This window comes from Rhizobium sp. 01T444 (genome assembly GCF_056398305.1).
In genome coordinates this window covers 23,840-50,407 of the sequence record NZ_JBFTPD010000012.1, presented here as the reverse complement: position 1 = coordinate 50,407, position 26,568 = coordinate 23,840, and the positions used below count along the sequence as shown (strand labels likewise).

Below are 26,568 nucleotides of genomic sequence, written 5' to 3'. Positions count from 1 at the left end.
ATATGCGTCGGCCTTCCGGCAGAAACGAAAAAGCCCGGCTCGAAAGCCGGGCTTCTCTGAATGACCGAAGTCAGATCAGATTAGAAAGCGCGCTGCAGGCGGAAGTAGCCCGAGGTAACGTCGTCAGCATGTTYCGGATCGAGGTACTGAACCGAAACCTTGGCAGAGAGGTTGTCGACGATCTGGTAATCGATCGTTACGCCAGCCTTCCAGGCATTGTTGTCCGAGAAATCAGCATCGGTCGCGGCGTTAACTACGCCGTAGTTGCCGTAGTACTGGACGCCCGGGGTGATCTTCAGCTTGTCGGTCGCCTTGATAGCGTACTCGGCAGCAACAGCCCATTCAGACTTGTTGTAGTAGGCGTTCGGGCCGCTGGAGTAGACAGCTGCGAGGCCGAGCGTGCCCGGGCCGATAGCAACGGTACCCATAGCGCGAACAGCGCCTTCTTCGTTGTCGGTGTCGTAACCAGCGGTGATCTGGTAGGTGAAGGCGCCAGCCTTGCCACCGAGGCCGATTGCTACGCCGAAGTTGTTCGGCTGTTCGCCGTTGTAGAACGGGCCGTCTTCCAGTTCGTCAACGCTGATGCCAGCGTAGAAGTCGCCGGTTTCGTACTGATAACGGATGGAGTTATGCAGCGTGACCGGGGAGCCGATGTCGTCCGTTTCGCCGGAGAGACCATCGTCCCACCAAGAGTAGAAGAGACCAGCGCGGAAGCCAGCGATGTCGAGGTAAGCAGAGTCAAGCTGCGTCTTCTGAGCCGAAGCGTTGTCAGCATTGGCCTGGATAACGATCACGCCGGTGAGCGGGCCGTATTCGGTGTCGCTCTTAGCCGTGAACTGAACCTGACCACGCGTACGAGCGTCCCAGTCCGAGTCGTTCGGAACAGAACCGCCGCCGCTGGCGCCGATCGAGCTTGCGTTCGGAGCAACGTCAACCTGGAAACGGATGTAACCGTTGATCTTCAGGCAGGTTTCCGTGCCCGGGATGTAGAAGTAGCCGGTGCCGTAAGCGTCGCAGACGCGAACGTATTCAACCGGTTCCGGCTCGGCAGCAACGATTGCGTCAGCTGCCTGAGCGCCGGATACTACTGCCATAGCAGCAGCGGAGCCGAGAAGAAGGCTCTTGATGTTCATAATGACCTCCAATTCAAGTTTCGATCGGAGATAGGATCACGCCTGGACAGCGTTTCCCTGCCCCATCTCCGGTGTTTGAAGAAGTCGGGCGGTCAAGCCCTTGCTTCCGAGAGTGAAAATACAAGACGAAAGCTGTCACGCAATCACCAACTTGTGTTCGGAAGGGGTTTACGAAAGCCTTACCGAAACCCTGTTGCTGAAAGGCCACAAGTTGGGCAACGGGGCCGCCGCTTGTTTAGGCTTTATTAAGAAAGTGCTTATTTTCCCGGTATTTATTGGGCTTTGTAAGAGGGCAGCGCGTCCCGCTGTGCCAAATCGGCACCATTTTTCTGCCAGATTCGGCCTTTTTGCGATAACCGGCTAGCGACTGGCGAAACTCGCCAATGCGAAAATCGAAACCGATTTCAGCTTTGGCCGACGAGAGACGATTGATTTCCGTATGCGATTCGCCCGGCGACCATCGCGATTCGGGAACGAGGCATGCGACAGGGAGAATTTCGAGCGGAGAAAATAGGCGGCGGAAACGAGAAGCCGCGCGCAAAGACCATAACACTATCAATGACGGAAAATGGCCCTCCAACACTGTGGCCGGCTGGCCGGCGATTCCAGGCCGCTCGATCGCTGAAGCCGTTCATCGGAGGTTCACGCCTGGGGGCTCAAGCTGAAAACCTGAGAGGATACGTCGATGAGAAAGCTATTATCAGCACTCGCAGCCGTGGTCCTGGCTGCATCTTTCGCCCCACCGCTAAACGCGGCTCCGATCTTCGTGCCGAGAGCAGAGCAAGTGCAGATCGGCAATGTCGAGCAGGTCAGACATCGGAGCTATCGGCATTGGCGTGCGGATCGCTACCGGAACCACCGGTACGCCTACCGTTCCTGCGGATATTATGGCAGATGCTACGGATATCCGCGCTACGGTTATAGATACCCGCGGTATTACGATCGCGATTATTACGGCTACCGCGATTATTACGGCTACCGTCCGCGGTCAGGAGTGACTTTGTATTTTCGTTTCTAGCCGGCGACACTTGTCCGCCATATCGCAGGGCGCGGCATTCAACGGCCGTCGCCCAGCCCGATTAAGGCAAGCGAAAATCGCGTTGCGGGTGGATTGCCACCGCTGCCATCTATCTGATTTCATTTAACAGAAAATAGATGGCGGAGAAGATGGGATTCGAACCCACGATACCCTCTCGGGTATACTCCCTTAGCAGGGGAGCGCCTTCGACCACTCGGCCACCTCTCCGGTGGGAGCCCTGATATGGGTATTCACCGGTGCGATCAAGCTTTTTTTGAAGTTTTCACACCTCCTTTATTTAGGCGGCAAGCGCGGTGGCGACAGTTCAAAACTGAAACTGCCTGCAGAGCCGGGCGAGCCGGCTCCACTTCAGCCCAGCAACTGCTTCAGGTCGGCCGCAGGATCGGCCAGAACTGCCCGGTCGGGGTTGATACCTGATTCCAGCATTTTCTTGCCCGTCACATAGGCTTTTGCATCGTTGATGGCGTCGACGGCGATCAGCCTGCCCTCGCGGAAATACCAGACGGAGCTCGCTCCTTCGCGGGTGCCGGGGCGCAGCAGCGTGTCGTCATAGCCCATATTGAAGCCGGCAATCTGCAGCTTCACATCATACTGATCCGACCAGAACCAGGGCTTCGGATCATAGGGTTCGTTGCCGCCGGCGATGACGGCGGCGGCGGCGTCCGCCTGATCGACGGCGTTCTGAACCGATTCGAGCCGGATGCGGCCGCCCTGCCAAGGCAGGCTCGCGCAATCGCCGGCCGCAAAGATCGACGGGTCGGATGTGCGGGCGAATTCGTCGACGATGATTCCATTGCCGACTTCAAGCTCTGCCTCTTTCGCCAGAAGGTCGTTCGGCACGACGCCGATGCCGACAATGACGAAATCCACGTCGATGGTGCTGCCATCAGAGAGTTCGGCGCCGGTCACGCGACCATCCTTGCCGATCAGATGCTTCAGGCCGGTCTTTTCACGAATCGACACATCATGGCTCTTATGGATCGCGCGCATGATGTCGGCGGTTTCCCTGGCAGCGACGCGCTGCAGGATCCGGTCGGCCATTTCGATGACGGTCACCTCTAGGCCGAGATGGCGAGCGACGGCTGCGGCCTCGAGGCCGATATAACCGCCGCCGATGATGAGCACACGACGGCCGGGTCGCATTTCCCCTGCCAGCAGGTCGGCGTCGCGCTTGTCGCGGGCGACATAGACGCCTTCCAGATCGCCGCCGATCGCCGCCGGTAGGCGGCGGGGCGTGGAGCCCGTCACAAGCGCCAGCGTGCCATAGTCGAGAACGGAGCCATCCTGCAGCAGGACCTGTTTCGTGTCGCGCTTGATCTGCTCGGCCCAGGTCGAGAGACGGATCTCGACATTATTGTCAGGGTACCAATACTCGGGACGGAACAGCAGGCGGTCGAAGGCCATCTCCCCAAGCAGGTACTTCTTCGACAGCGGCGGGCGCTGGTAGGGAAGCACGTCTTCGGCGCCAATCAGCGTGATCGGACGCGCATCCTTCAGCGCACGCAGCTTGGCTGCCAATGCGAAGCCTGCCTGCCCCGCGCCGATGATCACCAGTCTATCCGTCACGATGTCACTCCCGAATATCAGCTTTTCCACAGGGACAAGGCCTATCCCCTGCCCCAAACGCCGTCAACGGAAGCGAGGCCATTGCCTCAGCCGATCTCGATCCAGCGGCGCTCATGGAAGGACTGTGCCATGGCATGAACCGACTTCTCTATCCTGAGACCGTCTTCGAATGTCACGATAGACGCCGGCTCTCCGGAAATCGCCCGGATCAGCTCGCGGCATTCGATGATCTTGAGATCGTTGAAGCCGAGGCCATGGCCGGGCGCCGGAATGAAGCGATCATAGGGCTGGTGGGCGGGAGCCGCCAGTATCTTGCGGAAGCCCTGTTCGGAGCCTCGTCCTTCGGCCTGATAGAGTTCGAATTCGTTCATGCGCTCCTGATCGTAGAGGATCGAGCCTTTCGAGCCATAGATCTGCAGTGCGATGCGGCCCTTGCGGCCCCAGGCGGCGCGGTTTGCCATCAGCACCGCGGAAATACCGCCGCCAAGGCGCATCAAGACATTGGCCGCATCGTGATTCTCAACAGCGCGGCGGCCGCCTTCCTTCAGAGGACGGTCAGCATAGGGTTTGACCATATCCGTGGTGACGGCCTCGACATGGCCGAAGAGATACCAGAGCAGCGACAGCGGATGGACGGCGAAATCGTCGAGTGCGCCGTAACCGGCCGACAGCTCGCTCTTCCAATAGAAGAGGACGTCAGGATCGGCCATGAAATCCTCGTCCATTTCGACGCGGATATGATTGACGGAGCCGACCGCGCCTTCGCCGATCAGCGTCTTGATATGCCGCATGATCGGGTTCTGGATATAATTATAGCCGAGTACAGCGACCTTGCCGCACTGCCTGGCGATCTGAAGCATACGCTCGGCATCGGCATAGGCAGGCGCCATCGGCTTTTCACACCAGACATGTTTGCCGGCCTGAAGGGCGGCGATCGCCATTTCGGCATGGAACTGGTTGGGTGTGGTGACGGAAACGACATCCACTTCAGGATCGGCAATCAGCGCCCGCCAATCGGCCGTCGCTTTCTCGAAACCGAATTCGGCAGCGCGGGCGGTTGCGAGCCCTGCATTCGCCTCTGCAAGATGCACGAGGCGCGGGCGCTCGACATCGCCGAAGACCGTTTTCACCGCATTCCATGCCAGTGCGTGGCACTTGCCCATATAACCGGTGCCGATCAAACCTATGCCGAGTGGCTTCATGTCAGGGTCTCCTCCTCAAATCCGGAGAATTTTTGGAATATTTGGACCATTTTGACAAGCACGTCCTGATGCATCATTTCGCCTCGCCTTGTCGAAGACTGTCTAAAACCCTTCATTTTCAGCCTATTAAAAACAATTAGGCGGCTTCGAGGAAATCGTTTATGCTCCGAAATATGGAATATTTGTTTCATCTTCTGAGCCGTCAGCATGGATAGTGACCCCCAAAGAGCGCGTGTGCCGCGCGATTTCGAAAGCCTGCGCAGTACGATCATCGAGCGGAAGGCGAGCATGCCGAAACGGTTGGCACAGGTCGCCGCCTTTGCACTCGGCAATCCCGACGAGATCGCCTTCGGCACGACGGCGAGCATTGCCGCGGCGTCCGATGTGCAGCCGTCCACGCTGGTGCGCCTCGCCCATCACCTCGGCTATGAGGGCTTCTCCGATCTCCAGAGCATTTTTCGCGAGCGGTTGCGCGACCGGACGCTGAGCTATGAGGAACGCCTCGTCACGCTGGAACAGTCCGGCGGGGATGACGAGGATGCGACCTTGCTTTCCGGCTTCATTTCGGCGGCGAGCCAGTCCGTGAACCGGCTTGCGGCGACGGTGCAGACGGACACTTTTGCCAAGGCCGTCGATATCCTCGCGGCAGCGGAGACCATCTATCTTATCGCCAAGCGGCGCTCCTATCCGCTGACCGCGCATATGACCTATGCTTTTTCCAAGCTGAACATCCGTCATCAGATCGTTGCCTCACCGAACGGCGTCGATCCGGAGATGGTGCAATTCGCCACGCCGCGCGATGCGGCGATTGCGGCAAGCTTTTCGCCCTATGCCGCCGACAGCCTCACCCAGAGCCAGGAACTTGCTGATCGCGGCGTGCCAGTCATTGCGATCACCGATTCGGCCTTTTCGCCGCTGGCGGCCTGCGCGACACATTGGTTCGAGGTAGCGGAGGCTGATTTCGGCGGTTTTCGTTCACTCTCGGCTTCGATGGCGCTCACCATGGCACTGCCGGTTGCCATTGCCGAGCGACGGCGCAAACTGCAGCATTCAAAACCCGTAAAGACCAAAATGGAATAAACATTCCGAATTGACAAAGAGACGGAACCGATGTTTCATTATTCAAAATTCGCGGGCGTTCCAGGCCGCGTAAAAATCTAGCGGGAGGACATCATGGTACAATCGAATCCGGGCTCACAGCCGGAGCCGACACTCGACGTGATCACCATCGGCCGCTCTTCCGTCGATCTCTATGGCCAGCAGATCGGCTCGCGGCTGGAAGACATCGGCTCGTTTGCGAAGTCCGTCGGCGGCTGCCCGGCCAATATTGCGATCGGTACGGCGCGGCTCGGGCTGAAATCGGCGCTGATTACCCGCGTCGGCGACGAGCAGATGGGTCGGTTCATCATTGAGCAATCGGCGCGTGAAGGTGTCGAGACCAAGGGCATAAAGACCGACAACGATCGGCTGACGGCGCTGGTGCTGCTGGCGGTAGAGGCTGAGGGCGTCTCGCCGATGATCTTCTATCGTTCCGACTGCGCCGACATGGCGCTCGAAGAAGGCGACATCGATGAGGATTTCATCAAGTCCTCGCGCGCCGTGCTCGTCTCGGGGACGCATTTCTCCCGGCCCAATACCGAGGCCGCGCAGCGCAAGGCGATCCGGATTGCCAAGGCCAACGGCCGCAAGGTGATTTTCGATATCGACTACCGACCGAATCTCTGGGGCCTTGCCGGCCATGCCGAAGGCTTCGAGCGTTATGTGAAGTCCGACCGCGTCTCCTCGAAGATGAAAGAGACGTTGCCGGATTGCGACCTGATCGTCGGCACGGAAGAGGAAATCCTGATTGCATCGGGTGCCGATGACGTACTCGGCGCATTGAAAGAAATTCGCCGCCTTTCGCCTGCGACCATCGTGCTGAAGCGTGGCGCCATGGGCTGCATCGTCTATGACGGCCCGATCAGCGACAATCTGGAAGACGGCATTGTCGGCCAGGGTTTCCCGATCGAGGTATTCAACGTGCTCGGCGCAGGCGATGCCTTCATGTCCGGCCTGCTGCGCGGCTGGCTGAAGGATGAGCCGCTGAAGACCTGTGCCACATGGGCGAACGCCTGCGGCGCCTTTGCAGTTTCCCGCCTGCTCTGCTCGCCGGAATATCCGACCTGGGCCGAGCTCGACTTCTTCCTGAAGAACGGCAGTAAACACCGCGCGCTGCGCAAGGACGAGGCGATCAACCACATTCACTGGGCCTCCACCCGCAAGGGCGCAATCCCGCTTCTGATGGCGCTCGCCATCGATCACCGTTCGCAATTGACCAGCGTCTGCGACGAGCTCGGCGTCGACTACAAGCAGATCGTCGCCTTCAAGCGGCTGGCGGTGGAAGCAGCCTCCCGCGTCGCAGGTGGGCGGCAGGGCTATGGCATGCTGATCGACGAGCGCTTCGGACGCGATGCCTTCTTCGATGCCGCCAAGAAGAATTTCACCTGGATCGGCCGGCCGGTCGAGCTTCCGGGCTCCAAGCCGCTACGCTTCGAGTTCAGCCAGGATATCGGCTCGCAACTGGTGGAATGGCCGCTCGACCATTGCATCAAGTGCCTGTGCTTCTACCATCCCGACGATCCGGCAGCGCTGAAGAGCGAGCAGCAGGAGAAGCTGCGCACGCTCTTTGAAGCCGCGCGCAAGGTCGGCCGCGAACTGCTGGTGGAGATCATCTCCAGCAAGAACGGGCCGCTGACCGACGATACGGTCTCGACGGCGCTGGAGGAACTCTATGCGCTCGGCATCAAGCCGGACTGGTGGAAGCTGGAGCCGCAGGCCTCAACCGGCGCCTGGAAGAAGATCGATGCAGTGATTGCCAAAAATGATCCATGGTGCCGCGGTATCGTGCTGCTGGGGCTCGAAGCTCCCGCCGACGAACTGTTGAAGGGTTTCGAGGCCACACTGGCTGCTCCCTCGGTCAAGGGCTTTGCGGTTGGCCGCACGATCTTTGCCGATGCCGCGCGCGGCTGGCTTTCGGGCAAGATCAACGACGAGCAAGCGATCGGCGATATGGCAGGCCGCTTCAAACAATTGACAGAGGCATGGCTGAAAACGCGTGGCCTCAATTAAGAGAGTGAATTTGGGAGGCGCCTGATGGGCAAGACGGTAAGATTGACGATGGCGCAGGCCGTCGCGCATTTCCTTAAAGTACAGATGACCATCGTCGACGGCAAAAAGGTGCCGATCTTCGGCGGCGTCTGGGCAATCTTTGGCCACGGCAATGTCGCCGGCATGGGTGAAGCGCTCTACCAGGTGCGCCAGGAACTGCCGACCTACCGCGCCCATAACGAACAGGGCATGGCGCATGCTGCGATCGCCTATGCCAAGGCGAGCTTCCGCCAGCGCTTCATGGCCTGCACGACCTCGATCGGTCCCGGCGCGCTGAACATGGTGACGGCGGCCGGTGTGGCGCATGTCAACCGCATCCCGGTGCTCTTCCTGCCTGGCGATATCTTCGCCAATCGCGCGCCCGATCCGGTGCTGCAGCAGATCGAGGATTTCGGCGACGGCACGGTTTCGGCCAATGATGCCTTCCGCCCGGTCTCGCGCTATTTCGACCGTATCACCCGGCCGGAGCAGATCATCACGGCGCTGAAGCGTGCCATGCAGGTGCTGACCGATCCGCTCGATTGCGGCCCGGTGACGCTGTCGCTCTGCCAGGACGTTCAGGCGGAAGCCTTCGACTATCCGGAGAGCCTGTTTGAGGAAAAGGTCTGGACGGTGCGTCGTCCGCAGCCGGATGCCGACGAGCTTACCAATGCGATTGCGCTGATCAAGGCCTCGCAGAAGCCCGTCATCGTTGCCGGCGGCGGCGTTCTCTATTCGCAGGCGACCAAGGAGCTTGCAGCCTTTGCGGAAGCGCATGGCGTTCCCGTCGTCGTCACACAGGCCGGCAAGTCGGCGATCGACGAGCGTCATCCTCTGGCGCTCGGTTCCGTCGGCGTGACAGGCACATCGGCTGCCAATGCGATTGCCGAGGAAACCGACCTGGTGATTGCCGTCGGTACGCGCTGCCAGGATTTCACGACCGGCTCCTGGGCGCTCTTCAAGAATGAAGGCTTCAAACTGCTCAGCCTGAACATCGCAGCCTATGACGCGCTGAAGCATGACAGCCATCCGCTCGTCGCCGATGCGCGCGAGGGACTGAAGGCACTCTCGGCCGGTCTCTCAGGCTGGAAGGCGCCTACGGCGCTTGCCGAAAAGGCAACCAAGGAAAAGAAGGTCTGGATGGAGGCTGCCGCCAAAGCGATGGGCGCCACCAATGCCGCCCTGCCCTCCGATGCGCAGGTTATCGGCGCGGTTGTCCGTTCGATCGGCGGCGAGAAGACCACGCTGCTTTGCGCGGCCGGCGGCCTTCCGGGCGAGCTGCACAAACTGTGGCCGGCCACCGTTCCCGGCAGCTACCACATGGAATACGGCTTCTCCTGCATGGGCTATGAGATTGCCGGCGGCCTCGGCGCCAAGATGGCGCATCCGGAAAAGGATGTCGTCGTCATGGTCGGCGACGGTTCCTACATGATGATGAACTCCGAGCTTGCGACCTCGGTCATGCTCGGCCTCAAGCTCAATATCGTGCTGCTCGACAACAGAGGCTATGGCTGCATCAACCGCCTGCAGATGGCGACCGGTGGCGCCAACTTCAACAACCTGTTGAAGGACTCCTATCATGAGGTGATGCCCGAGATCGATTTCCGCGCGCATGCGGAAGCGATGGGCGCCATTGCGGTGAAGGTTTCCTCCATCGCCGAGCTCGAACAGGCGATCGCCGATTCGAAGAAGAACGACCGTACTTCGGTCTTCGTCATCGATACCGACCCGCTTGTTACCACCGATGCCGGCGGCCACTGGTGGGATGTCGCGGTGCCGGAAGTCAGCCCGCGCGGCGAGGTCAACAAGGCCCATGAGGCCTATGTCAAGGCACGCGCCGCCCAGCGCGTCGGTTGATCGGATTGCTGTCATTTTCTGGAGGAGCGGAAGCGCTCCTCCGCGCTATTTTTAAGGAGACTATCGATGAAGGCCAAACTCGGCATGTCGCCCATCGCCTGGTGGAACGACGATCTTCCTGAACTCAGCGACGACGTGTCCCTCGAAGAATGCCTGCGGCAATCCCGCACCGCCGGGTTTACCGGCATGGAGCAGGGTCGCCGGTTCCCTAGCAATCCCCAGGAAATGCTGCCCATCCTGCGTGCTGCCGACGTGACGCTCTGCGGCGGCTGGTTCTCGGGTACGCTGGTCAATGAGGAGCTTGCGGCCAACAAGGACCGCATTGCGCCGATGATTGAACTCTTCAAGGCGGTCAATGCGCCCTGCATCGTCTATGGCGAAGTCGGTCGCTCGATCCAGGGCGATCGCTCCAAGCCGCTCGCGACCAAGCCGCGTCTTGGAGATGACGAGATGAAAGCCTATGCGCGCCGCGTCACCGAATTCGGCGAATGGTGCGCGGACCAGGGCATGCCGCTTTCCTATCACCACCACATGGCGGCCGTCGTCGAGACCGAGCCGGAACTCGATGCCTTCATGAAGAATTCGGGTGCCGGCATTCCGCTGCTGCTTGATGCCGGCCATCTGGCCTTTGCCGGCGGCGACGTGCTGCGTGCCATCGACAATCACCACGCCCGCATCAACCATGTGCACGTGAAGGACATCCGGAAGTCCGTCGTCGACGGGCTGGATCGCAGCAAGCAATCCTTCCTCGATGCTGTGGCGCTCGGCGCCTTCACCGTGCCGGGCGACGGCTCGCTCGATTTCGGCGCCATCGTCAAGCGGTTCGCCGAATACGGCTATGAGGGCTGGTTCGTTGTCGAGGCCGAGCAGGATCCGCGCAAGGCGCCGCCGCAGAAGATGGCGGAGATCGGCCATGCGGAATTGATGCGCGTCATGACGGCGGCCGGTTATACGGTGGAGACGGAAGGTTTCCCGAAGGGATAACGGAGGAGAAACACCAATGCCAAACCTCAAGGTAAAACCGTCGGGCAAGACCGGCCGCGTCACGCATGTGACGCCCGAAAGCGCCGGCTGGACCTATGTCGGCTTCGACATGTACCGCCTGAAGCCGGGCGAGACGACCGCTGGAGAGACGGGCGAGCGGGAAGTCTGCCTCGTCTGGGTGAGCGGCAAGGGCAAGGCTTCGGCCGGCACCAGGGATTTCGGCACGCTCGGCGAGCGCATGAGCCCCTTCGACGGCGCGCCGCACGCTCTCTATATACCGATGGAATCGACATGGTCGGTGACGGCCGAGACCGATCTCGAGCTTGCCGTGTGCTCCGCACCCGGCGGCGGTACCTATGAGGCGAAGGCCATTCCGCCCGGCACCCACCCGCCGGTGACGCGCGGCAAGGGCACGAATGTGCGCCACGTCAACAACATCATGCCTGAGGATGACAGCTCGGCGCATTCGCTGCTCGTCGTCGAGGTCATCACGCCCGGCGGTCACACCTCTTCCTATCCGCCGCACAAGCATGATCAGGACAACCTTCCGCATGAGAGCATGCTGGAAGAGACCTATTACCACCGCCTCAATCCGCCGCAGGGTTTCGGCTTCCAGCGTGTCTATACGGACGACCGCTCACTCGATGAGGCGATGGCCATCGAAGACGGCGACGTGACGCTTGTGCCGAAGGGGTATCATCCCTGTGCGGCGACGCATGGCTATGATCTCTATTATCTCAATGTCATGGCCGGGCCGAAGCGCGTTTGGAAATTCTACAATGCGCCGGAACATGAGTGGCTGCTGAAAGCCTGAACGGGCCGCAGATCGCTAAATAATCTGACAGCGGGCGGGCCGCGCAAATGGTTCAATCCTCCCATTCAAACGCAATGGATGGAGGAACACCATGCGCGGCTCAAGCCTTACCGTTTACTCTCAGACCACTCGCCGGACAGAAATCAGGCAATCCCGTCTTCTTGCCAAACTCCTTGATGGTTTGCGCTGGCTGGCGCGCAAGATTGCCGAGCGGCGCAATCGCAGCGCCGTCATGGAATTGTCCGACGATCAGCTCAAAGATATCGGTCTTTCCCGCGGCCAGATCGAAAGCGACGTGCATATCTCAAGCCACTACTGGAACAACAAAGGATTGTGATAGGCTGGTGCGGCGGGCGATGCTCGCCGCCCGAATTCCGGAAAGACCGATGTCGCAATTTTCGACCGCATTGCTCCTGAAGACGAAGACCGTCACGATCCGTGACATCGTCTGCAATGGCGAATGCCGTCACAAGAGCGACGAGGAATGCGCCCACAAGACCAGTCTCGTCTATCCCTATCGCGGCGTCTTCATGCGCCATGTCGGGCGCAACGACACCGTGGCGGAAGCCAATCAGGTACTGTTCTTCAATGTCGGGCAAGGCTACCGCATCAGCCATCCGGTCGATGGCGGCGATGCCTGCATCGATCTGTCTATCGACGAATCCCTGCTTGCCGAGCTTGCGCCTAGGGATCAGGTACAGGCCGGCGAGTTGTTCGGCTTCAAACGCCAGCGCCGGCGTGTCGATCCGCGCGCGCAGGCGCTTGTCGCCCTTCTGCGCCATGGCCTTCGCCGCAACGTTGCCGAGACATTGGAGGCGGAAACGCTGGCGCTGACGCTCGTACGCCGCTCGCTCGGCGAGCGCACCTCGCATGCGGCGGGTGCCAGTGCCGGACGGCAGAAACTTGTCGACCGGGCAAAGCTCGTGCTCTCCTCTGATCTGGCGCGGCGGTGGACGCTGGCGGAAATCGCGACCGAAGTCGGCGTTTCGCCTGTCTATCTCACGCAGGTCTTCCAGCAGGTGGAGGCGACGCCGCTCTATCGCTACCAGCTTCGGCTTCGCCTTGCCCGTGCGCTCGATCTGCTCGGTGAGTATGAGGATCTGACTGCGCTCGGCCTCGATCTCGGCTTTTCCAGCCACAGCCATTTCACCTCATCCTTCCGCCAGGCCTATGGCCAGACGCCGGCGGAATTCCAGCGCGCGACGCGGCTGCGGGCGTAAAGTCGCTAAAGAATTCGACAGCGACGAAAGGGCCAGCAGTGGTCTTATGATCCTACCCCAGACGGGGACCCAACCGGAGGATGACAAGATGAAGAAGACCACATGCGCTGCCTGCGACTGCGAACTCGGACCTGATGCCATCAGCGTCAAGCTTGGCGGGAAGACCGTCGAGGTCTGCTGCGAGGAATGCGCTCAGGCGCTCGGAGAAGCGGAGGCGGCTGTGGCATCCGCACCTGCAGCAGGTCAGAATTGAAAGCAAGGCCGCGCCGAAAAAGGCGCGGCCTTGTTTCTTTGTTTTACGCAATTCCGGACGCAAAACCGCTGCACACTTTTGCTGGAATTGCTTGCCTTCAGGCAGGCAACAGCCCGTAGCGCCAGCCAAGCCGTTTCGCATTGCGCGCAAGTACGGAAAAGGCCAGCAGGAACATGCAGGCCTCGGCAAAGACCGGCACCATCCAGATGCCCATCTCCCCGAAAGCATACGGCAGCAGAAAAGTCAGCGGCAGCGTGAAGAGATAGGCACGCGACAGACCGAAGATCGCCGCACGTTTGGCATCGCCGATCGCCTGGAAATAGCCTGACAGCACGATCATCTGACCGAACAGGAAATAAGCGCCGACCGTCCAGGGCAGGATGCGCGAGACCTCGGCGATGACGATCGGATCAGCAACGAAGATGTGGCCGATGCGAGTTGCCAGCAGCTCCACCGTAATCTCGACGCCAGTGCAGTAGACGAGCGCTGCGATCAAGGCGATCTGCAGGCTGCGGCCGACCCGCTCTGAAAGACCCGCTCCGTAATTGTTGCCGCAAATCGTCTGGGAAGCGATGTTGAGGCCAAGCAGCGGCAGATAGGCGAGCGTCATGACGCGGGTGATGATGCCGTAAGCGCCGATGGTTGCGACATAGTCGCCCTCGCCCCAGATCGACAGGTTGAAGATCACGGCTGCCGAGCAGAGCGAGATGCCGATGAAGCCGAGGCTCATCGGCGCACCAAGCGCCAGGATCGGCCGCCAATCCGAAAGCGGAAAGCGGGATGCCGGACGGAGTGCGCGCTCATTGCGCCAACGGTAGATCAGCACGGCAACGAGGCAGATCGCCTGCGCCAGCACGGAGCCCAGCGCTGAGCCGGCCACACCCCATTGCAGAATCGCCATGAAGAACCAGTTGGCGACGATGTTGAGTGCCGTGGCAGCGAGCATCACCATGGTCATGAAGCCGATCCGGCCTTCACTGCGCAGGGCGTCGATATTGAGCGACAGGAAGAAGGCGATTGGCGCGGCACCGATCATGATACCCATGAAGGTGCGGGCATTTTCGGCTACTGTGAGGTCACCACCTGCCGCATTTGCGACGACGTTCCAGCCGACGGTCCAGTAAATCACGTTGATGACAAGCACCACCACGATTGCCAGCACATGGGCAGCCGCGAAGGTGCGCCGGGCGGCATCGCGATTGCCGCCGCCAAGCTCGCGGGCAAGGATGCTTGCCATGCCGTTCGAGACGAGCGACTGCAGGGCGACGAGCATCATCAGGCCAGGGAAAATCAGGGTAACGGCCGACAGTGCGCCAGCCCCAACATAGGCGCCGAGGAAATAGGCGTCCACCACGGCGAACAGGCCGTTGATGGTAGTGATCAGAATGATCGGCAGCGCCGTGCGGGCAAAAACGGCAAGCAGCGGGCCGGTCAGAAAAGTATTGGTTTCAGAACGTGAGGTCATGGACGGAATCCGGGTGTTGCGGGCAACGATTTGGCGATCAGATATCGAGAACGAGATGCGGCAGACCGTTCGAGGTCTTGCGCGGTGAAACGCCATTCTCGTCGATCTGGGCGTGGATGCGCTGGCGGAAGGCCGAGAAGCTCTCGAAGGACACGACATCGACAGGCTCATCGAAATGGATGGTGACCCTGTAGAACTCGCTGCCGGGCACCGCCGAAAGCGCCAGAACCTTGCCGGTGAAGGGCTGGTTCAGGTAACGCCCGCGAATATGAGCGCCGACGAAGATCGGCGAGGTGGGCTTGTCATTGGGCTTGGCTGCAAGGGCCGACAGCGTGTTCCAGTCGCGGGCGCCATATTGGCGGGCGATCAGTTCGAGGGCGGCGGCATGGCTCACCTCGCTGCCGCGTTCAGTCATGGCCTGGCGCAGGCGCTTTGCCTGGGCCTTCAGTTCGTCGACCGGTGGATAGGTCCCAGTCATGGGTATACGAGTCACGGGTTCAGCCTTTCAACGGCATGCCATTCGACTGTCAGGGGGGCTCGCATTGCCGTCAGTCAGCATGCACAGGGGCTGTGACCATGATCGCGAGGGCTTCACCATGGATCTTCATCCGCGAGCGGCTGGTGCCTCGAACCGGCTTTTTTATGCGCGACGACAGACGCCAAGTCAAGATCGGCACACATCTGGTGAAAAAATGGGCAGATTCTGGACAGTATTGCCGACAATAAAATCGCTATGCCGTTAGATTTTGCACAAGCTTTTAATTTTAAAGATATTGTTCAGCAGATGTGAGCAATCCTGCGTTAAAGTCTGATCATACAACAAGCGGAGGCTGACATGGCCTTTCAGATGCACCTCGACACAGAACATCCCAAGCCCGAACAGGCTTACAGAGAATTCAACCTCGATCGGCCCGGCAACATCATCTTCGTCGGCCATCACCTCAGCACCGGAACGCAAGTCCGCTGCCTGATCCGCACCATCACGCTCGCCGGGGCGCTGCTGGAAGTCAGCCCCAGCCTGGAAATGCCGCAGAATTTCTTCCTGGAAATCCTCGGCATCCATGACGAGATCGGCGCGACCGTGGTCAAGCGCGAAGACGAGTTCGTGACCATCAGCTTCAACATGCTGCTGAACCCCGAATTCCTGCACCACGTGCTGCGGCTGAGCTTCGAAACCAGCCTCTGATTTCAGCCCTCTCCCCATAAGGAAACGAGGGCCATACGACCCGCGTTTCGAACAGCGATGACTWATCGCGATCAAGCGGCGAGGTGCCGCTCGATCTGGTCGATTGGCAGATTGGTGTAATCCTTCGCCACTTCGGCCGAGATCGCGGCCTGCGCATCGGCGCTGAGATTGGGCCGTAGCGTGCCGAGCGCGCGCGGCGGCGCCACCAGAACGATGCGGCTTGCCTCCTTCTCATGCACGAGCTCGTCGAGCTTTACGGCAACTTCCTTCAGGAAGTCGGCTTCGGCCTGGTCCTGCCAGTTGGTCTCCTCCATGGCGCTGCCGCTCAGTCCGTCAGGCGCGTAAGAGCGCCCGGGCTTGTCGGTGCCGAGTTCACGGTCAGGTTGGTTGGGCTGCGTGAGCGTTTCGCGGACCTGGAGATTCATCAGTTCCGCATCGCCGGCATTCTGCAGGATCAGGGCCTTCGCCCCATCGCAGACAACGACCCAGGATTCCCAGGGGACTTTGACGTCAGTCATTTGATTTCCTCGCTTTCATGATTGGAAGCAGCGTACCGCTTGAGGAAAAACGCCCGGCAACTGAAAGAGTTCGGGAAAAATCTGCGCAAAGAGAATCAACGGCGATCCGGAGGGCATGCCATGGCGTAGAAGGACAAAGCGGGAGATCAAAGACGATGAAGACAGCGCTTGTCGCCTATGCCGGTTGCCTTCTCACCCTTGCCGTCATCGACGCAATATGGCTCGGCATCGTCGCCCGCACCTTCTACCGCGATCAGCTCGGCGAGCTGATGCTGCCCTCGCCGAACCTTGGCATCGCCGCCCTTTTCTACCTGCTCTTCACAGTTGCAATTGTCATACTTGCGGTTTTGCCCGGGCTTTCCAGCGGCTCGCTCGGCACGACGCTGCTCTATGGTGCCATTTTGGGACTGGCGGCTTATGGCACCTACGACATCACTAATTTGTCGACACTGAAGAACTGGCCGCTCGCTATGAGCTTTATAGATATGGTCTGGGGAACCTTTCTGACGGCACTTAGCGCTGCTGGAGGCTATTGCGCGGCAAGATTGCTGGCCTGAGCGCGAATGGTTTATTCCCAAGAGGGCACAATAGATGTGCCGCTAACGCACAAATTTCAAACTCGCTAAAATTGTAGTTTTATATTTGACGAATGTGAAAAACATTCGTGTGAGCCTCTCCGTCGAACAGCCTGAAATTTGAACTGCCCCAAATTTTGAACTGCCTGACGGAGAATGCGAAATGGAAATGCTCCGCGCAACGCACCTCGCCACGGTGAAGTCGGCTGTCTACGACATTCGCTGGGAGGAGTTCAACGTCAAACGACCGGCTCGTATCGTCGCCGTTCGCCCCTGTCTGACCGGGATTTCGATGCGCAGCGCCGAAATCCTCGATATTTCCCAGGGCGGCGCGACCTTCGTCGTGTCGACCACGGCGGGCCTGCCCAAACATTATTATCTCAACATCTTGGGGCTTGCCTACCGCATCGGCTGTGCCGAGGTCTACCGCCATCATGAGCGTATCGGCGTTCGTTTCATCAACCTGATAGAGCCGGATGTTCTACGCAAGGTAGTGCGCGCCGACTTCATGATCGGCAACACGGAAGCGATCGACGCTCGCCGCAACGGCAGCCGCGTCTGAGCCGTCACGAACGAGAAATAATCTTGCTTGCCTTGGCAAAGTGAGAGCCTATTGTTGCGCGGCATTTTCAATAATTCCGGGAAATTGCCCTCGCATGTCTGCCTTTTTGCGCTTCACGCCGCTTGCCAGCGCCCTGCCCTCCACCGTTCCTTTCGTTGGCCCCGAGGCCATCGAGCGCCAGCGCGGCGTTAAAGTCGAAGCGCGCATCGGCGCCAATGAAAACGGCTTCGGCCCGGCTCCCTCGGTCATTGCCGCCATGCAGGAGCAGGCTGGCGATATCTGGAAGTACAACGATCCGGAAAATTATGCACTGCGCGAGGCGCTCGCCACCCATCTCGGCGTGAAACCGGCCAATATCGCCGTCGGCGGCGGCATTGACGAACTGCTCGGGCAAATCGTGCGGCTGGTAATCGAGCCCGGCGGCACCGTCGTGACCTCCTTCGGTGCCTATCCGACCTTCAATTTCCACGTGAACGGTTTTGGCGGCCGACTAGTCACCGTTCCCTATGCCGGCGACCGTGAAAATCTCGACGCGTTGCTCGATGCAGTCAAGCGCGAGAATGCGCCACTCGTCTATTTCGCCAACCCTGACAATCCGATGGGAAGCTGGTGGGATGCCGACAAGATCGTCGCCTTCGCGCGCGCCCTGCCGGAAACCTGCCTGATGATCCTGGATGAAGCCTATAGCGAGACCGGCCCGGCCTCTGCCTTACCGTCGATCCAATCGCTCATCGACCTGCCGAACATCGTGCGGACCCGCACCTTCTCCAAGGCCTACGGACTTGCCGGCGCCCGCGTCGGCTATGCCATCTCGACGCCGGGCACGGCGCAGGCCTTCGACAAGATCCGCAACCATTTCGGCATGAACCGGCTTGCGACGGTTGCAGCCCTCGCAGCCCTCAAGGATCAGGCCTATCTTTCCGAAGTGATCGGGAAAATCCATGCCGCGCGCGACAGGATCGCTGATATTGCCAGGGCCAACGGCTTGCAGCCGCTGGCATCGGCCACCAATTTCGTGGCTGTTGATGCCGGGCGCGACGGCGCTCACGCGCGGGCCATCGTCGACGGGCTGATGGAGCACGGCGTCTTCATCCGCATGCCGGGTGTCGCACCGCTCAACCGCTGCATCCGCGTCAGCGTCGGGCCGGAAGCCGACATGGCGCTGCTCGAAGAAGCGCTCCCGCTGGTCTTAAAAAAACTCGCCTGACAATGGGAAACCAAAACGGGTAAACCGCGGCCGGCGGGAGGGCGCCGGTCGCGGTTTCCTTCTCCCGGCGTCGGCCCCGTCCAAAGCGCCCCGCCAGCTCCCCTCTTTTGAGGTTGTTATTTCGAATTATCTTGTTGGAGACGGTCCTTACAGCGTGTCGCGCCAAGCGACGACATGCTTTAGTGGATCGTCATCCATTCGCGGGCGGCGCGGAGCGCTTCGGCAAGCTGCATTTTGCTCATCGAAGCGGCCACATCGGCGCGCAGCTCGGCGGCGCGGTCGTTGCCCTTGATTGCGGCGATGTTCAGCCACTTGTGAGCGGAGACGAGATCGATCTCGCAACCACGGCCGGTCGCATACATCAGACCCATTTCGCAGAAGACATCGGCGCTGTTGTTTTCGCCACCCATGGTGGCCATTTCAGCATTGTGCATTTCAAAGCGTGCCATCGGTTTCTATCCCTGTTTAGCCTGTTAAGACGTACCCTGTTTTACCTTTGGGCCTTGCCATCTTCTGCGGCTTTCGGCCTCTCCGGTCCGGCGGGTTTGCCCCGCTCGTTTGATGGGTTCACTATGCCAAACTGCTTTCAAAAAACGCCTAAAATGCATGATTAATTTGACGCAAACAAAGTGCAAATGCTTGGTAAACTTGGGTTTTTGTTAAACATCGGAATCCCTGCAAATTAAGGATTTTTGCGCGCCTTTTACGAAAAATTCAGATTTGGAAATTGAGGATTTGTTCACTATGAAATCAGCATCGATCCGGCGATCATCAGAAAAAACCTGACGGGAAGGCCGGAATTCGGGCTCTTCGGAGGCGTATTTACCTTTACGTTCGCGTCAGTTATTTTCGCGCCATTTCATATCTTATGGAGGAAGAGATGATCCGTACCCTCGTTCTCGCCGGCGCGCTGGCACTTGTTGCAGGCCTTGCACAGGCGGATGAACCGATCGTCGGCAACTGGAAGACCCGCGCCGGCGACACGGCGGCGATTGCGCCCTGCGGCGGCGCTTACTGCATCACGCTGAAGACGGGCAAATATGCAGGCAAGAAGATCGGCAGACTATCCGGCACCGGCGGCAGCTATAGCGGCGAGATCACCGATCCTGCCGACGACAAGACCTATAGCGGCTCGGGCAGCATCTCCGGCGGCTCGCTCAAGATGCAGGGCTGCGTGATGCAGGTCTTCTGCAAAACGCAAACCTGGACCCGTCTCTGAGACGTTCAGGCAGGCTCTGAGAACCTTAGCCGGCCTCAGAAACTGAACGCAAAATGAACCGCCATCTCAGCACCCGTTCAGCCACATCATGGCAAAACAGCACCATGAAGGGCGTATATCGGGGTAAGGACGTGGACGTGTTCATTCTGGCGAGACGGTTTACAATCATAACGCTGTTTGCGGCGATCTTCGCGATCTCTTTTTCGGCAGTCGTCGTGCGCACCGGCGGCGGCGGCGCACAGCAGTCGCATTTCGGCGCGAACTATACCTGCCTGGAAAGCAGCGGCGGTTACTGCACCACCATCCGCTGAGACCTGGAAAAATCTGGGTCTCAGCCTTCGCGCGTCGTTTGCTTGTTAAAAACAACCCCCTATAATGCGCCATGAGCAAACGAATCTATCCCCTGTCCGCTTTCGACATCTCGTCCCCTCCCCCTTTCGAGCCGCAAGCCTTCGATGATCCGGCAAAAGCCGTCGAAGCTTTGACGGAGCTCTACGAGCGCAATACCTCGTTCCTGATCGACAGCTTCACGAAGCTCGCGCAAGGGGCGCCAGTCACCTCCCGCTACCGCGCTTTCTACCCGCAGGTCAGCATCGAGACGACGAGCTTCGGTCATGTCGACTCCCGCCTTTCCTATGGTCATGTGACCGCACCGGGCGTCTATACGACGACGGTCACGCGGCCGAAGCTCTTCAAACATTATCTGAAGGAGCAGCTGCTGCTCCTGATGAAGAGCCACAATGTGCCTGTCGTCGTCTCGGAATCCTCCACGCCGATCCCGCTGCACTTCGCTTTCGGCGAAGGCGCGCATGTGGAAGCGTCTGCGGCGGCTTTCGTCGATATTCCGCTGCGCGATCTCTTCGATACGCCTGACCTCAACACGACGGATGACGAGATCGCCAACGGAGAGTATCTGCCGCCTCCGGGCGAGCCCTCACCGCTGGCACCCTTTACCGCACAGCGCATCGACTATTCGCTCGCCCGTCTGTCGCACTATACTGCCACCGGTGCCGAGCATTTCCAGAACTTCGTGCTTTTCACGAACTACCAGTTCTATATCGACGAGTTCTGCTCCTGGGCGCGCAAGATGATGGCCGAAGGCGGCGACGGCTACACGGCCTTCGTGGAGCCCGGAAACATCGTCACGCTCGCAGGATCAAGCGTTCCGGAAACGGATGTGACGCTTGCCCGCCTGCCGCAAATGCCGGCCTATCACCTTAAGAAGAAGGGCCATGCCGGGATCACCATGATCAATATCGGCGTCGGTCCTTCCAACGCCAAGACGATCACCGACCACGTGGCCGTGCTTCGCCCGCATGCCTGGCTGATGCTCGGCCATTGCGCCGGCCTGCGCAACAGCCAGCGGCTCGGCGATTATGTTCTGGCACATGCCTATATGCGCGAAGACCATGTGCTCGACGACGATCTGCCGGTCTGGGTGCCGATCCCCGCACTTGCCGAAGTGCAGGTGGCGCTCGAGGCTGCCGTTGCCGAGATCACCGGTTACGAAGGCTTCGAGCTGAAACGCATCATGCGTACCGGCACGGTCGGCACGATCGACAACCGCAACTGGGAACTGCGCGATCAGGCAGGCCCGGTTAAGCGCCTGTCGCAGGCTCGCGCCATCGCGCTTGACATGGAATCGGCAACGATCGCCGCCAACGGCTTCCGCTTCCGCGTACCCTATGGGACGCTGCTCTGCGTTTCCGACAAGCCGCTGCATGGCGAACTGAAGCTGCCGGGTATGGCGACCGCCTTCTACCGTACACAGGTGAACCAGCATCTGCAGATCGGTATCCGGGCGATCCAGAAGCTTGCCGCCATGCCGCCGGAAGCCCTGCATTCGCGCAAGCTGCGCAGCTTCTTCGAAACGGCGTTTCAATAAGATATCAGGCGCGGCCCGGCCTTGTCCGTCGGGCCGCGCACTGTTCTCAAGCGCTTGCGGCAAGCTGCAGCGCTGCGATCAGGCCGGCAAACGCCGCCAGCGCAATCACGGTCCTGACCAGCACCTTTATCACCTCGACATTCTCAAGCGGCGGCATCTTGCATGCGCCGCGTGTGACGATCAGGTGTGCTATTCCGATTTCAAGCATGCTCATTGCTCCATCTCCTCGATGTTGTCAGATGAAGCTTTGTCGAGCGCTGCCTCGGCTGTTCGACATTCAGACCGCTTAAAAGATACTTTTCTTCCCTGTCGAAAAGCGCCTAGGCTGTTCGTCCAAGGGCTGTGAAAGCACAGCGTGGAGGATAAGCAATGAAATATCTTTGCCAGGTCTGGTTCGACGGCACGGTGCTGTCGGCCATGTCGCAGGAAGAGAAGAACAAGCTCGACCGGGACTCGCTCGCCTATGACCGCGATCTTGCCGACAGCGGTCATATGATCGTTGCCCAGGCGCTGCAGTCGCCGCAATCGGCGGTCACGGTGCGGGTGCGCGGCGGCGAGATGTCGGTCACAGATGGCCCCTTCATCGAGACGAAGGAGGCGCTCGGCGGCTTCATCCTGATCGACGCCAAGGACCTCAACGATGCGATCCGTGTTGCCGCCGGCATTCCGCTGGCGAAGCTCGGCGCGATCGAGGTTCGCCCCATCCATGAATTCGGCTGAGGAGGTGACGCCATGAAGTTTCTGGGCCAGATCTGGTTCGATACCGAAAACAGCAAGCGGGTTACGCCAGAGGAATGGGAGGCTGTCACCCAAGAATGCATCGTCAGCGACGACAGCTGGCGCGAAAGCGGCCATATGCTGAGCGCGCTGGCGCTCTACGAGCCGGAGCAGGCCGTGACGCTCAGGGTTCGCAATGGCACCGTCGCTGCAACGGATGGTCCTTTCGCAGAGATCAAGGAGCATCTCGGCGGCTTCGTCGTGATCGAGGCTGGAGATATGGAGGAAGCGAAAGCGATCATCTCCACCTTCCCGATCCTCAAATATGCATCGATCGAAATCCGGCCCGGCTATTCGATCAAGGATGGGAGATAGCCATGCGCTTCGTCTGCCTCATCTATAATTCCGCCCATACGGACGGCACACTCAGCCAGGCCGAGGGCGACGAGCTCGTCAGGGCACATTTCCAGTATGACGAGGAACTTCAGCGCAAAGGCATCATGATCCATTCCGATGCGTTGGAAGGTCCTGACTGTGCCTCTGTATTGAGGGTGCGCGATGGCACTCTGTCTTCGACCGACGGCCCCTATGTCGAGACCAAGGAACATCTGGCCGGCATCTACATCATCGACGCGACCGATCTGGAAGATGCACGCAAGGTCGTTGCGGGCATTCCGAGCGTCCGGGTCGGGTCGATCGAATTGCGCCCGGTGAGACTGCTCACCCTGCCGCAGTGAGGGTCGGCCCTTGGGACAGGTGATTGGGGAACAGGCAATCGAGGATATCTACCGACAACATTCGCGCCGGGTTCTGGCGACGCTGATCCGCCTGCTCGGCGATTTCGACCGGGCGGAGGAAGCGCTGCACGATGCCTTTGCGGCGGCGGCGCGGACGTGGCCGGTTGACGGCATGCCCAACAATCCCGTCGCCTGGCTGGTTTCGACCGGCCGCTTCAAGGCGATCGATCACCTCAGGCGGCGGGCGCGCTTCAACGCCTCGCTGCAGCATATCGAGGACGGCCTTTACCCTGATGGCACAGAAACGGAGATCGGCGATATGGAACCGATCGAGGACGACATGCTGCGGCTGATCTTCATCTGCTGCCATCCGGCTCTTGCCGCCGATGCACAGACTGCGATGGCGCTGCGCGAGGTCTGCGGATTGACGACGGAAGAGATTGCCCATGCCTTCCTGGTGCCGGCGCCGACCGTCGCGCAGCGCATCGTGCGCGCCAAGAACCGCATCAGGACGGAGAATATCCCTTATGAAGTGCCTGTCGGGGCGGAGCTTCCGGAGCGGCTCGACCGGGTGCTGCATGTCATCTACCTCGTCTTCAACGAGGGCTATTCGGCATCCTCAGGCAACACGATCGTCCGCGCCGACCTGACGGCCGAGGCGATCCGGCTGGCGCGGCTGCTGGCGACCCTGCTGCCGCATCCGGATGTCGCAGGCCTGCTTTCGCTGCTGCTCCTGCAGGAGTCGCGCCGTGCTGCCCGGCAGGATGTCGACGGCGCGCTGGTGCTGCTTGCCGATCAGGATCGCTCGCGTTGGGACCGAAGCAAGATTTCAGAGGGGCTCTCGCTGCTCGCAAGCGCCATGCGCACGCCTGATATCGGCATCTATACGGTTCAGGCGGCGATCGCGGCGGAGCACGCGAAGACCGGCAGCGTCGAGGAAACGGACTGGCGGCGCATCGCCTTCTATTACGACCTGCTGATAGCTGCCCACCCTTCAGCAATTGCAGAGCTCAACCGCGCCGTGGCGATCGCCATGTCCGAGGGGCCGGAAAAAGGATTGGCACTTGTCGACGCCATTCTCGGCAAGGGGGAGCTGACGACCTATCACCTCGCCCATTCGGCGCGGGCCGATTTCCTGCGCCGGCTCGAACGCCGGGCCGAAGCGATTCAAGCTTATGAGACGGCGCTGACATTCTGCCGGCAGGAACCGGAACAGGTCTTTCTGCGCAAGCGCATTCTGGAGCTTACGACCTAGCCTTGCGCCGGCGGCCAAGGGGAAGCGAGATGGCGGTCCCGGTCAGGGCCGAGACGATGATGAGCAGGTGGGCGTTGACGCTTGCCTGGGCCAGCGCACCCAGCGCAGCGCGTTCGCTTGAAGCACCGAAGGCGATCGCGCCGGCAGTGATGCCGGCCGGATAGGTGCCAACGCCACCGGGCGCATGGACCGGAAGGACGGAGGAAAGCTCACCGCCCAGCGCGCCCCCGAAGCTCGCGGCCATCGGCATTACGCCCATCAGACCGAGCGCCCAGGCGAGCACCAGCACCTTCACCAGCCAGTTGACGATGGTCATCGCCCAGGCACGGCTAAAGGCGACGGCATCGAAAGGCAGTCCATTCTCGATTTCATGAAGCAGTGCCTGCGCCTTGCGCGGCAGAAGTTTTGCACCGAGGCGCAGCAGCGGCTTGCGGGCAGCGAAGGCGAAGACCGGCAGGAACAGGAAGATGACCCAGACAAGCCATGCAAGGGCCGCGTTCGGGGCGACCACAGCAAAGCCGAGGCCGGCGGCGGCCAGCAGCGCATGCAGGTCCAACAGCCGCATGACCAGCAGGGCGGAGGTGCCGCGTGTCAGGGGAATGCCGAATTCCGTGCGCATCAGCACCGGAAAGCTGGTCTCGCCGGCTCGGAAGGGCAGCATGATGTTTAAAAGGTTATGGATCTGGGTCACCCGGAAGAGCGTTGCGAAACGGCCCCCCGTCTCCCGTGGAAAATAATCGTAGATGCGCCATGTACGCAGGAAATAGGTGCTGGTCAGGAGTATCAGCGCGCCGATGACCGGACGTGGACCGACGGCGGCCCATTGTTCCAGTATGACCGACCAGCCCCAGAACCATTCGATGAAAAGTGCATAGGCTGCGACGATCGCGACCGTCAGGAGGCTCATGCGATTGCGCAGAAACCAGGATTGCCCGCTTTCAACACTCGGGGTCTTCATGTATCAGGCTTCCTAAGTTTGGCTGCGGCGGCTGGCTTCCATTGGCTTCCATTGCCGCGCCTTTTAGGAGAAATGAAAGTTGCAGACAACGGTAGAGTCCATTCGCGATGCGAATGATCAGGTGCAACCGCTCGAACTGTCGCTGGTCGTTCCTGTCTTCAACGAGGAAGAAAGCATCGGCCCGCTCGTCGAGCGCATTGCCGCGGCGATGGTAGACTATCCGCATCGCTGGGAACTGATCCTCGTCGACGACGGCAGCACGGACGCAACGCTCGTCAATGCCCGCAAGTTCGTCAACCGCGAAGAGCTGACGCTGCGCATCGTCGAGCTGCAGCGCAATTTCGGCCAGACCGCCGCCATGCAGGCCGGCATCGATACGGCGCGAGGCCGGCTGATCGCCACGATGGACGGCGACCTGCAGAACGACCCGAAGGATATCCCTTCGATGGTCTCGGAGCTGGAACGGCGCGAACTCGACCTGCTCGTCGGCTGGCGCAAGAACCGCCAGGACGGGTTGCTGCTGCGCAAAATCCCCTCCTGGTGCGCGAATTACCTCATCGGCCGCATCACCGGCGTGAAGCTGCACGACTATGGCTGCAGCCTGAAGATCTACCGTGCCTCGATCATCAAGCAGGTGAAGCTGATGGGCGAAATGCACCGCTTCATCCCGGCCTGGGTTGCCGGCGTCGTGCCGAGCTCGCGCATCGGCGAAATGGCTGTAACCCATCACGCACGCCAGCACGGCACGTCGAAATACGGCATCTCGCGTACCTTCCGCGTTATCCTCGACCTGCTGTCGGTGATGTTCTTCATGCGCTACAAGGCGCGTCCCGGCCATTTCTTCGGCTCGCTCGGCCTCGGCCTCGGCGGCCTCGCAGCGCTGATTCTCATCTATCTCGGCTTCGACAAGTTCATCATGGGCAACGATATCGGCACGCGACCGATGCTGATGGTCGGCGTCGTGCTGCTGCTCTCGTCCGTGCAGATGATCACGACCGGCATCCTGGCGGAGATGATCGCCCGCACCTACTACCGCGACGACGCCTCGCCGAATTATATCGTGCGCCAGATCTTCTCCCGAGAAAGCTGA

General features: G+C 60.2%; 30 protein-coding genes and 1 tRNA gene. 21 read left to right on the top strand and 10 right to left on the bottom strand.

Annotation, left to right across the window (positions count from 1 at the left end; genetic code table 11):
• Window positions 1-80: 80 nt before the first annotated feature.
• Entirely contained in the window at window positions 81-1,133 is a 1,053-nt protein-coding gene (locus AC1DTN_RS17520; protein ID WP_477921900.1) for a porin, read from the bottom strand.
• 685 nt (window positions 1,134-1,818) lie between these two features.
• Here AC1DTN_RS17520 and AC1DTN_RS17515 point away from each other — a divergent pair.
• Complete coding sequence (locus AC1DTN_RS17515) at window positions 1,819-2,151, top strand: hypothetical protein (protein ID WP_113324158.1); 333 nt, start codon at window positions 1,819-1,821, stop codon at window positions 2,149-2,151.
• A gap of 138 nt (window positions 2,152-2,289) precedes the next feature.
• On the opposite strand, the gene AC1DTN_RS17510 is transcribed toward AC1DTN_RS17515, so the two are convergent.
• The 3 genes from AC1DTN_RS17510 to AC1DTN_RS17500 form a co-directional block, all read right to left on the bottom strand.
• A tRNA-Ser gene (locus tag AC1DTN_RS17510) sits at window positions 2,290-2,379 on the bottom strand.
• A 141-nt stretch (window positions 2,380-2,520) separates the two neighbouring features.
• Entirely contained in the window at window positions 2,521-3,738 is a 1,218-nt protein-coding gene (locus tag AC1DTN_RS17505) for an NAD(P)/FAD-dependent oxidoreductase (RefSeq protein ID WP_439014482.1), read from the bottom strand.
• 86 nt (window positions 3,739-3,824) lie between these two features.
• Window positions 3,825-4,940 (bottom strand): Gfo/Idh/MocA family protein, encoded by a 1,116-nt coding sequence (locus tag AC1DTN_RS17500; protein WP_439014481.1) that lies wholly within the window; start codon window positions 4,938-4,940, stop codon window positions 3,825-3,827.
• 207 nt (window positions 4,941-5,147) lie between these two features.
• On the opposite strand from AC1DTN_RS17500, the gene AC1DTN_RS17495 reads away from it, so the two are divergent.
• The 8 genes from AC1DTN_RS17495 (at window position 5,148) to AC1DTN_RS17460 (ending at window position 13,194) form a co-directional block, all read left to right on the top strand.
• On the top strand, window positions 5,148-6,020 hold the full coding sequence (locus AC1DTN_RS17495; RefSeq protein ID WP_439014480.1) for a MurR/RpiR family transcriptional regulator: 873 nt from the start codon (window positions 5,148-5,150) through the stop codon (window positions 6,018-6,020).
• Between the two features lie 93 nt (window positions 6,021-6,113).
• Window positions 6,114-8,048 carry a bifunctional 5-dehydro-2-deoxygluconokinase/5-dehydro-2-deoxyphosphogluconate aldolase gene (locus tag AC1DTN_RS17490; RefSeq protein ID WP_439014479.1) on the top strand — a complete coding sequence of 645 codons (1,935 nt, stop codon included), beginning with the start codon at window positions 6,114-6,116 and terminating at the stop codon, window positions 8,046-8,048.
• 24 nt (window positions 8,049-8,072) lie between these two features.
• The gene (iolD, locus tag AC1DTN_RS17485; RefSeq protein WP_113324162.1) at window positions 8,073-9,923 is read left to right on the top strand and encodes a 3D-(3,5/4)-trihydroxycyclohexane-1,2-dione acylhydrolase (decyclizing); all 1,851 of its coding nucleotides are present in this window, start codon (window positions 8,073-8,075) and stop codon (window positions 9,921-9,923) included.
• Window positions 9,924-9,989: 66 nt separating this feature from the next.
• A complete protein-coding gene (iolE, locus tag AC1DTN_RS17480; RefSeq protein ID WP_439014478.1) occupies window positions 9,990-10,907 on the top strand; it encodes a myo-inosose-2 dehydratase in 918 nt (305 codons plus the stop codon).
• Window positions 10,908-10,923: 16 nt separating this feature from the next.
• The gene (gene iolB / locus AC1DTN_RS17475) at window positions 10,924-11,721 is read left to right on the top strand and encodes a 5-deoxy-glucuronate isomerase (protein WP_310382793.1); all 798 of its coding nucleotides are present in this window, start codon (window positions 10,924-10,926) and stop codon (window positions 11,719-11,721) included.
• 91 nt (window positions 11,722-11,812) lie between these two features.
• The gene (locus AC1DTN_RS17470) at window positions 11,813-12,058 is read left to right on the top strand and encodes a DUF1127 domain-containing protein (protein ID WP_113324165.1); all 246 of its coding nucleotides are present in this window, start codon (window positions 11,813-11,815) and stop codon (window positions 12,056-12,058) included.
• 49 nt (window positions 12,059-12,107) lie between these two features.
• A complete protein-coding gene (locus tag AC1DTN_RS17465) occupies window positions 12,108-12,941 on the top strand; it encodes a helix-turn-helix transcriptional regulator (RefSeq protein ID WP_113324166.1) in 834 nt (277 codons plus the stop codon).
• Window positions 12,942-13,029: 88 nt separating this feature from the next.
• Window positions 13,030-13,194, top strand: coding sequence for a hypothetical protein (locus tag AC1DTN_RS17460; protein WP_439014477.1), 165 nt, complete (start codon window positions 13,030-13,032; stop codon window positions 13,192-13,194).
• Window positions 13,195-13,291: 97 nt separating this feature from the next.
• Here the strand turns inward: AC1DTN_RS17460 and AC1DTN_RS17455 are convergent, their stop codons facing one another.
• A complete protein-coding gene (locus tag AC1DTN_RS17455) occupies window positions 13,292-14,659 on the bottom strand; it encodes an MATE family efflux transporter (RefSeq protein ID WP_439014476.1) in 1,368 nt (455 codons plus the stop codon).
• A gap of 37 nt (window positions 14,660-14,696) precedes the next feature.
• Window positions 14,697-15,137, bottom strand: a complete 441-nt coding sequence (locus AC1DTN_RS17450; RefSeq protein ID WP_439017186.1) for a glyoxalase superfamily protein — start codon at window positions 15,135-15,137, stop codon at window positions 14,697-14,699.
• A 369-nt stretch (window positions 15,138-15,506) separates the two neighbouring features.
• On the opposite strand from AC1DTN_RS17450, the gene AC1DTN_RS17445 reads away from it, so the two are divergent.
• Entirely contained in the window at window positions 15,507-15,845 is a 339-nt protein-coding gene (locus AC1DTN_RS17445) for a hypothetical protein (RefSeq protein WP_112544807.1), read from the top strand.
• A 71-nt stretch (window positions 15,846-15,916) separates the two neighbouring features.
• Here AC1DTN_RS17445 and AC1DTN_RS17440 read toward each other — a convergent pair whose 3' ends face one another.
• Window positions 15,917-16,363, bottom strand: a complete 447-nt coding sequence (locus AC1DTN_RS17440) for a baeRF12 domain-containing protein (protein ID WP_007821673.1) — start codon at window positions 16,361-16,363, stop codon at window positions 15,917-15,919.
• A gap of 155 nt (window positions 16,364-16,518) precedes the next feature.
• Between AC1DTN_RS17440 and AC1DTN_RS17435 the strand changes: the two genes are divergently transcribed.
• The 3 genes from AC1DTN_RS17435 to AC1DTN_RS17425 all read left to right on the top strand — a co-directional run bounded on the left by AC1DTN_RS17435 (window position 16,519) and on the right by AC1DTN_RS17425 (window position 18,707).
• The gene (locus AC1DTN_RS17435; protein WP_439014475.1) at window positions 16,519-16,920 is read left to right on the top strand and encodes a DUF2177 family protein; all 402 of its coding nucleotides are present in this window, start codon (window positions 16,519-16,521) and stop codon (window positions 16,918-16,920) included.
• A gap of 181 nt (window positions 16,921-17,101) precedes the next feature.
• On the top strand, window positions 17,102-17,500 hold the full coding sequence (locus tag AC1DTN_RS17430; protein ID WP_007821677.1) for a hypothetical protein: 399 nt from the start codon (window positions 17,102-17,104) through the stop codon (window positions 17,498-17,500).
• A gap of 94 nt (window positions 17,501-17,594) precedes the next feature.
• Window positions 17,595-18,707 carry a pyridoxal phosphate-dependent aminotransferase gene (locus AC1DTN_RS17425; RefSeq protein ID WP_439014474.1) on the top strand — a complete coding sequence of 371 codons (1,113 nt, stop codon included), beginning with the start codon at window positions 17,595-17,597 and terminating at the stop codon, window positions 18,705-18,707.
• A gap of 179 nt (window positions 18,708-18,886) precedes the next feature.
• Here the strand turns inward: AC1DTN_RS17425 and AC1DTN_RS17420 are convergent, their stop codons facing one another.
• Window positions 18,887-19,156 carry an SEL1-like repeat protein gene (locus AC1DTN_RS17420; RefSeq protein ID WP_007821684.1) on the bottom strand — a complete coding sequence of 90 codons (270 nt, stop codon included), beginning with the start codon at window positions 19,154-19,156 and terminating at the stop codon, window positions 18,887-18,889.
• 431 nt (window positions 19,157-19,587) lie between these two features.
• On the opposite strand from AC1DTN_RS17420, the gene AC1DTN_RS17415 reads away from it, so the two are divergent.
• The 3 genes from AC1DTN_RS17415 (at window position 19,588) to amn (ending at window position 21,811) form a co-directional block, all read left to right on the top strand.
• Window positions 19,588-19,926, top strand: a complete 339-nt coding sequence (locus AC1DTN_RS17415; RefSeq protein ID WP_113324171.1) for a DUF2147 domain-containing protein — start codon at window positions 19,588-19,590, stop codon at window positions 19,924-19,926.
• A gap of 131 nt (window positions 19,927-20,057) precedes the next feature.
• Window positions 20,058-20,237, top strand: coding sequence for a hypothetical protein (locus AC1DTN_RS17410; protein WP_113324199.1), 180 nt, complete (start codon window positions 20,058-20,060; stop codon window positions 20,235-20,237).
• Between the two features lie 71 nt (window positions 20,238-20,308).
• Window positions 20,309-21,811, top strand: coding sequence for an AMP nucleosidase (gene amn, locus AC1DTN_RS17405; protein ID WP_113324172.1), 1,503 nt, complete (start codon window positions 20,309-20,311; stop codon window positions 21,809-21,811).
• A 46-nt stretch (window positions 21,812-21,857) separates the two neighbouring features.
• Here the strand turns inward: amn and AC1DTN_RS17400 are convergent, their stop codons facing one another.
• On the bottom strand, window positions 21,858-22,025 hold the full coding sequence (locus AC1DTN_RS17400; protein ID WP_439014473.1) for a hypothetical protein: 168 nt from the start codon (window positions 22,023-22,025) through the stop codon (window positions 21,858-21,860).
• A 155-nt stretch (window positions 22,026-22,180) separates the two neighbouring features.
• On the opposite strand from AC1DTN_RS17400, the gene AC1DTN_RS17395 reads away from it, so the two are divergent.
• Genes AC1DTN_RS17395 through AC1DTN_RS17380 form a run of 4 tightly spaced genes read left to right on the top strand, consistent with a single transcriptional unit; the run spans window position 22,181 to window position 24,520 of the window.
• Complete coding sequence (locus tag AC1DTN_RS17395; protein ID WP_007821693.1) at window positions 22,181-22,531, top strand: YciI family protein; 351 nt, start codon at window positions 22,181-22,183, stop codon at window positions 22,529-22,531.
• Window positions 22,532-22,543: 12 nt separating this feature from the next.
• Window positions 22,544-22,903: a YciI family protein gene (locus AC1DTN_RS17390; RefSeq protein ID WP_477921898.1), complete on the top strand. Its 360-nt coding sequence runs from the start codon at window positions 22,544-22,546 to the stop codon at window positions 22,901-22,903.
• 2 nt (window positions 22,904-22,905) lie between these two features.
• Complete coding sequence (locus AC1DTN_RS17385) at window positions 22,906-23,265, top strand: YciI family protein (RefSeq protein ID WP_439014471.1); 360 nt, start codon at window positions 22,906-22,908, stop codon at window positions 23,263-23,265.
• A gap of 19 nt (window positions 23,266-23,284) precedes the next feature.
• Complete coding sequence (locus tag AC1DTN_RS17380) at window positions 23,285-24,520, top strand: RNA polymerase sigma factor (RefSeq protein WP_439017185.1); 1,236 nt, start codon at window positions 23,285-23,287, stop codon at window positions 24,518-24,520.
• On the opposite strand, the gene AC1DTN_RS17375 is transcribed toward AC1DTN_RS17380, so the two are convergent.
• Complete coding sequence (locus AC1DTN_RS17375; RefSeq protein ID WP_439014470.1) at window positions 24,510-25,478, bottom strand: lysylphosphatidylglycerol synthase domain-containing protein; 969 nt, start codon at window positions 25,476-25,478, stop codon at window positions 24,510-24,512. The genes AC1DTN_RS17380 and AC1DTN_RS17375 overlap by 11 nt on opposite strands.
• Before the next feature lie 79 nt (window positions 25,479-25,557).
• On the opposite strand from AC1DTN_RS17375, the gene AC1DTN_RS17370 reads away from it, so the two are divergent.
• Window positions 25,558-26,568, top strand: a complete 1,011-nt coding sequence (locus AC1DTN_RS17370) for a glycosyltransferase family 2 protein (RefSeq protein ID WP_439014469.1) — start codon at window positions 25,558-25,560, stop codon at window positions 26,566-26,568.

Coding starts and splice junctions, on each gene's coding strand:
- AC1DTN_RS17515 (WP_113324158.1), top strand. CDS start 1,819: ATGAGAAAGCTATTATCAGCACTCGCAGCCGTGGTCCTGGCTGCATCT.
- AC1DTN_RS17500 (WP_439014481.1), bottom strand. CDS start 4,940: ATGAAGCCACTCGGCATAGGTTTGATCGGCACCGGTTATATGGGCAAG.
- AC1DTN_RS17495 (WP_439014480.1), top strand. CDS start 5,148: ATGGATAGTGACCCCCAAAGAGCGCGTGTGCCGCGCGATTTCGAAAGC.
- AC1DTN_RS17490 (WP_439014479.1), top strand. CDS start 6,114: ATGGTACAATCGAATCCGGGCTCACAGCCGGAGCCGACACTCGACGTG.
- iolD (WP_113324162.1), top strand. CDS start 8,073: ATGGGCAAGACGGTAAGATTGACGATGGCGCAGGCCGTCGCGCATTTC.
- iolE (WP_439014478.1), top strand. CDS start 9,990: ATGAAGGCCAAACTCGGCATGTCGCCCATCGCCTGGTGGAACGACGAT.
- iolB (WP_310382793.1), top strand. CDS start 10,924: ATGCCAAACCTCAAGGTAAAACCGTCGGGCAAGACCGGCCGCGTCACG.
- AC1DTN_RS17470 (WP_113324165.1), top strand. CDS start 11,813: ATGCGCGGCTCAAGCCTTACCGTTTACTCTCAGACCACTCGCCGGACA.
- AC1DTN_RS17465 (WP_113324166.1), top strand. CDS start 12,108: ATGTCGCAATTTTCGACCGCATTGCTCCTGAAGACGAAGACCGTCACG.
- AC1DTN_RS17460 (WP_439014477.1), top strand. CDS start 13,030: ATGAAGAAGACCACATGCGCTGCCTGCGACTGCGAACTCGGACCTGAT.
- AC1DTN_RS17455 (WP_439014476.1), bottom strand. CDS start 14,659: ATGACCTCACGTTCTGAAACCAATACTTTTCTGACCGGCCCGCTGCTT.
- AC1DTN_RS17450 (WP_439017186.1), bottom strand. CDS start 15,137: ATGACTGGGACCTATCCACCGGTCGACGAACTGAAGGCCCAGGCAAAG.
- AC1DTN_RS17445 (WP_112544807.1), top strand. CDS start 15,507: ATGCACCTCGACACAGAACATCCCAAGCCCGAACAGGCTTACAGAGAA.
- AC1DTN_RS17440 (WP_007821673.1), bottom strand. CDS start 16,363: ATGACTGACGTCAAAGTCCCCTGGGAATCCTGGGTCGTTGTCTGCGAT.
- AC1DTN_RS17435 (WP_439014475.1), top strand. CDS start 16,519: ATGAAGACAGCGCTTGTCGCCTATGCCGGTTGCCTTCTCACCCTTGCC.
- AC1DTN_RS17430 (WP_007821677.1), top strand. CDS start 17,102: ATGGAAATGCTCCGCGCAACGCACCTCGCCACGGTGAAGTCGGCTGTC.
- AC1DTN_RS17425 (WP_439014474.1), top strand. CDS start 17,595: ATGTCTGCCTTTTTGCGCTTCACGCCGCTTGCCAGCGCCCTGCCCTCC.
- AC1DTN_RS17420 (WP_007821684.1), bottom strand. CDS start 19,156: ATGGCACGCTTTGAAATGCACAATGCTGAAATGGCCACCATGGGTGGC.
- AC1DTN_RS17415 (WP_113324171.1), top strand. CDS start 19,588: ATGATCCGTACCCTCGTTCTCGCCGGCGCGCTGGCACTTGTTGCAGGC.
- amn (WP_113324172.1), top strand. CDS start 20,309: ATGAGCAAACGAATCTATCCCCTGTCCGCTTTCGACATCTCGTCCCCT.
- AC1DTN_RS17400 (WP_439014473.1), bottom strand. CDS start 22,025: ATGAGCATGCTTGAAATCGGAATAGCACACCTGATCGTCACACGCGGC.
- AC1DTN_RS17395 (WP_007821693.1), top strand. CDS start 22,181: ATGAAATATCTTTGCCAGGTCTGGTTCGACGGCACGGTGCTGTCGGCC.
- AC1DTN_RS17390 (WP_477921898.1), top strand. CDS start 22,544: ATGAAGTTTCTGGGCCAGATCTGGTTCGATACCGAAAACAGCAAGCGG.
- AC1DTN_RS17385 (WP_439014471.1), top strand. CDS start 22,906: ATGCGCTTCGTCTGCCTCATCTATAATTCCGCCCATACGGACGGCACA.
- AC1DTN_RS17375 (WP_439014470.1), bottom strand. CDS start 25,478: ATGAAGACCCCGAGTGTTGAAAGCGGGCAATCCTGGTTTCTGCGCAAT.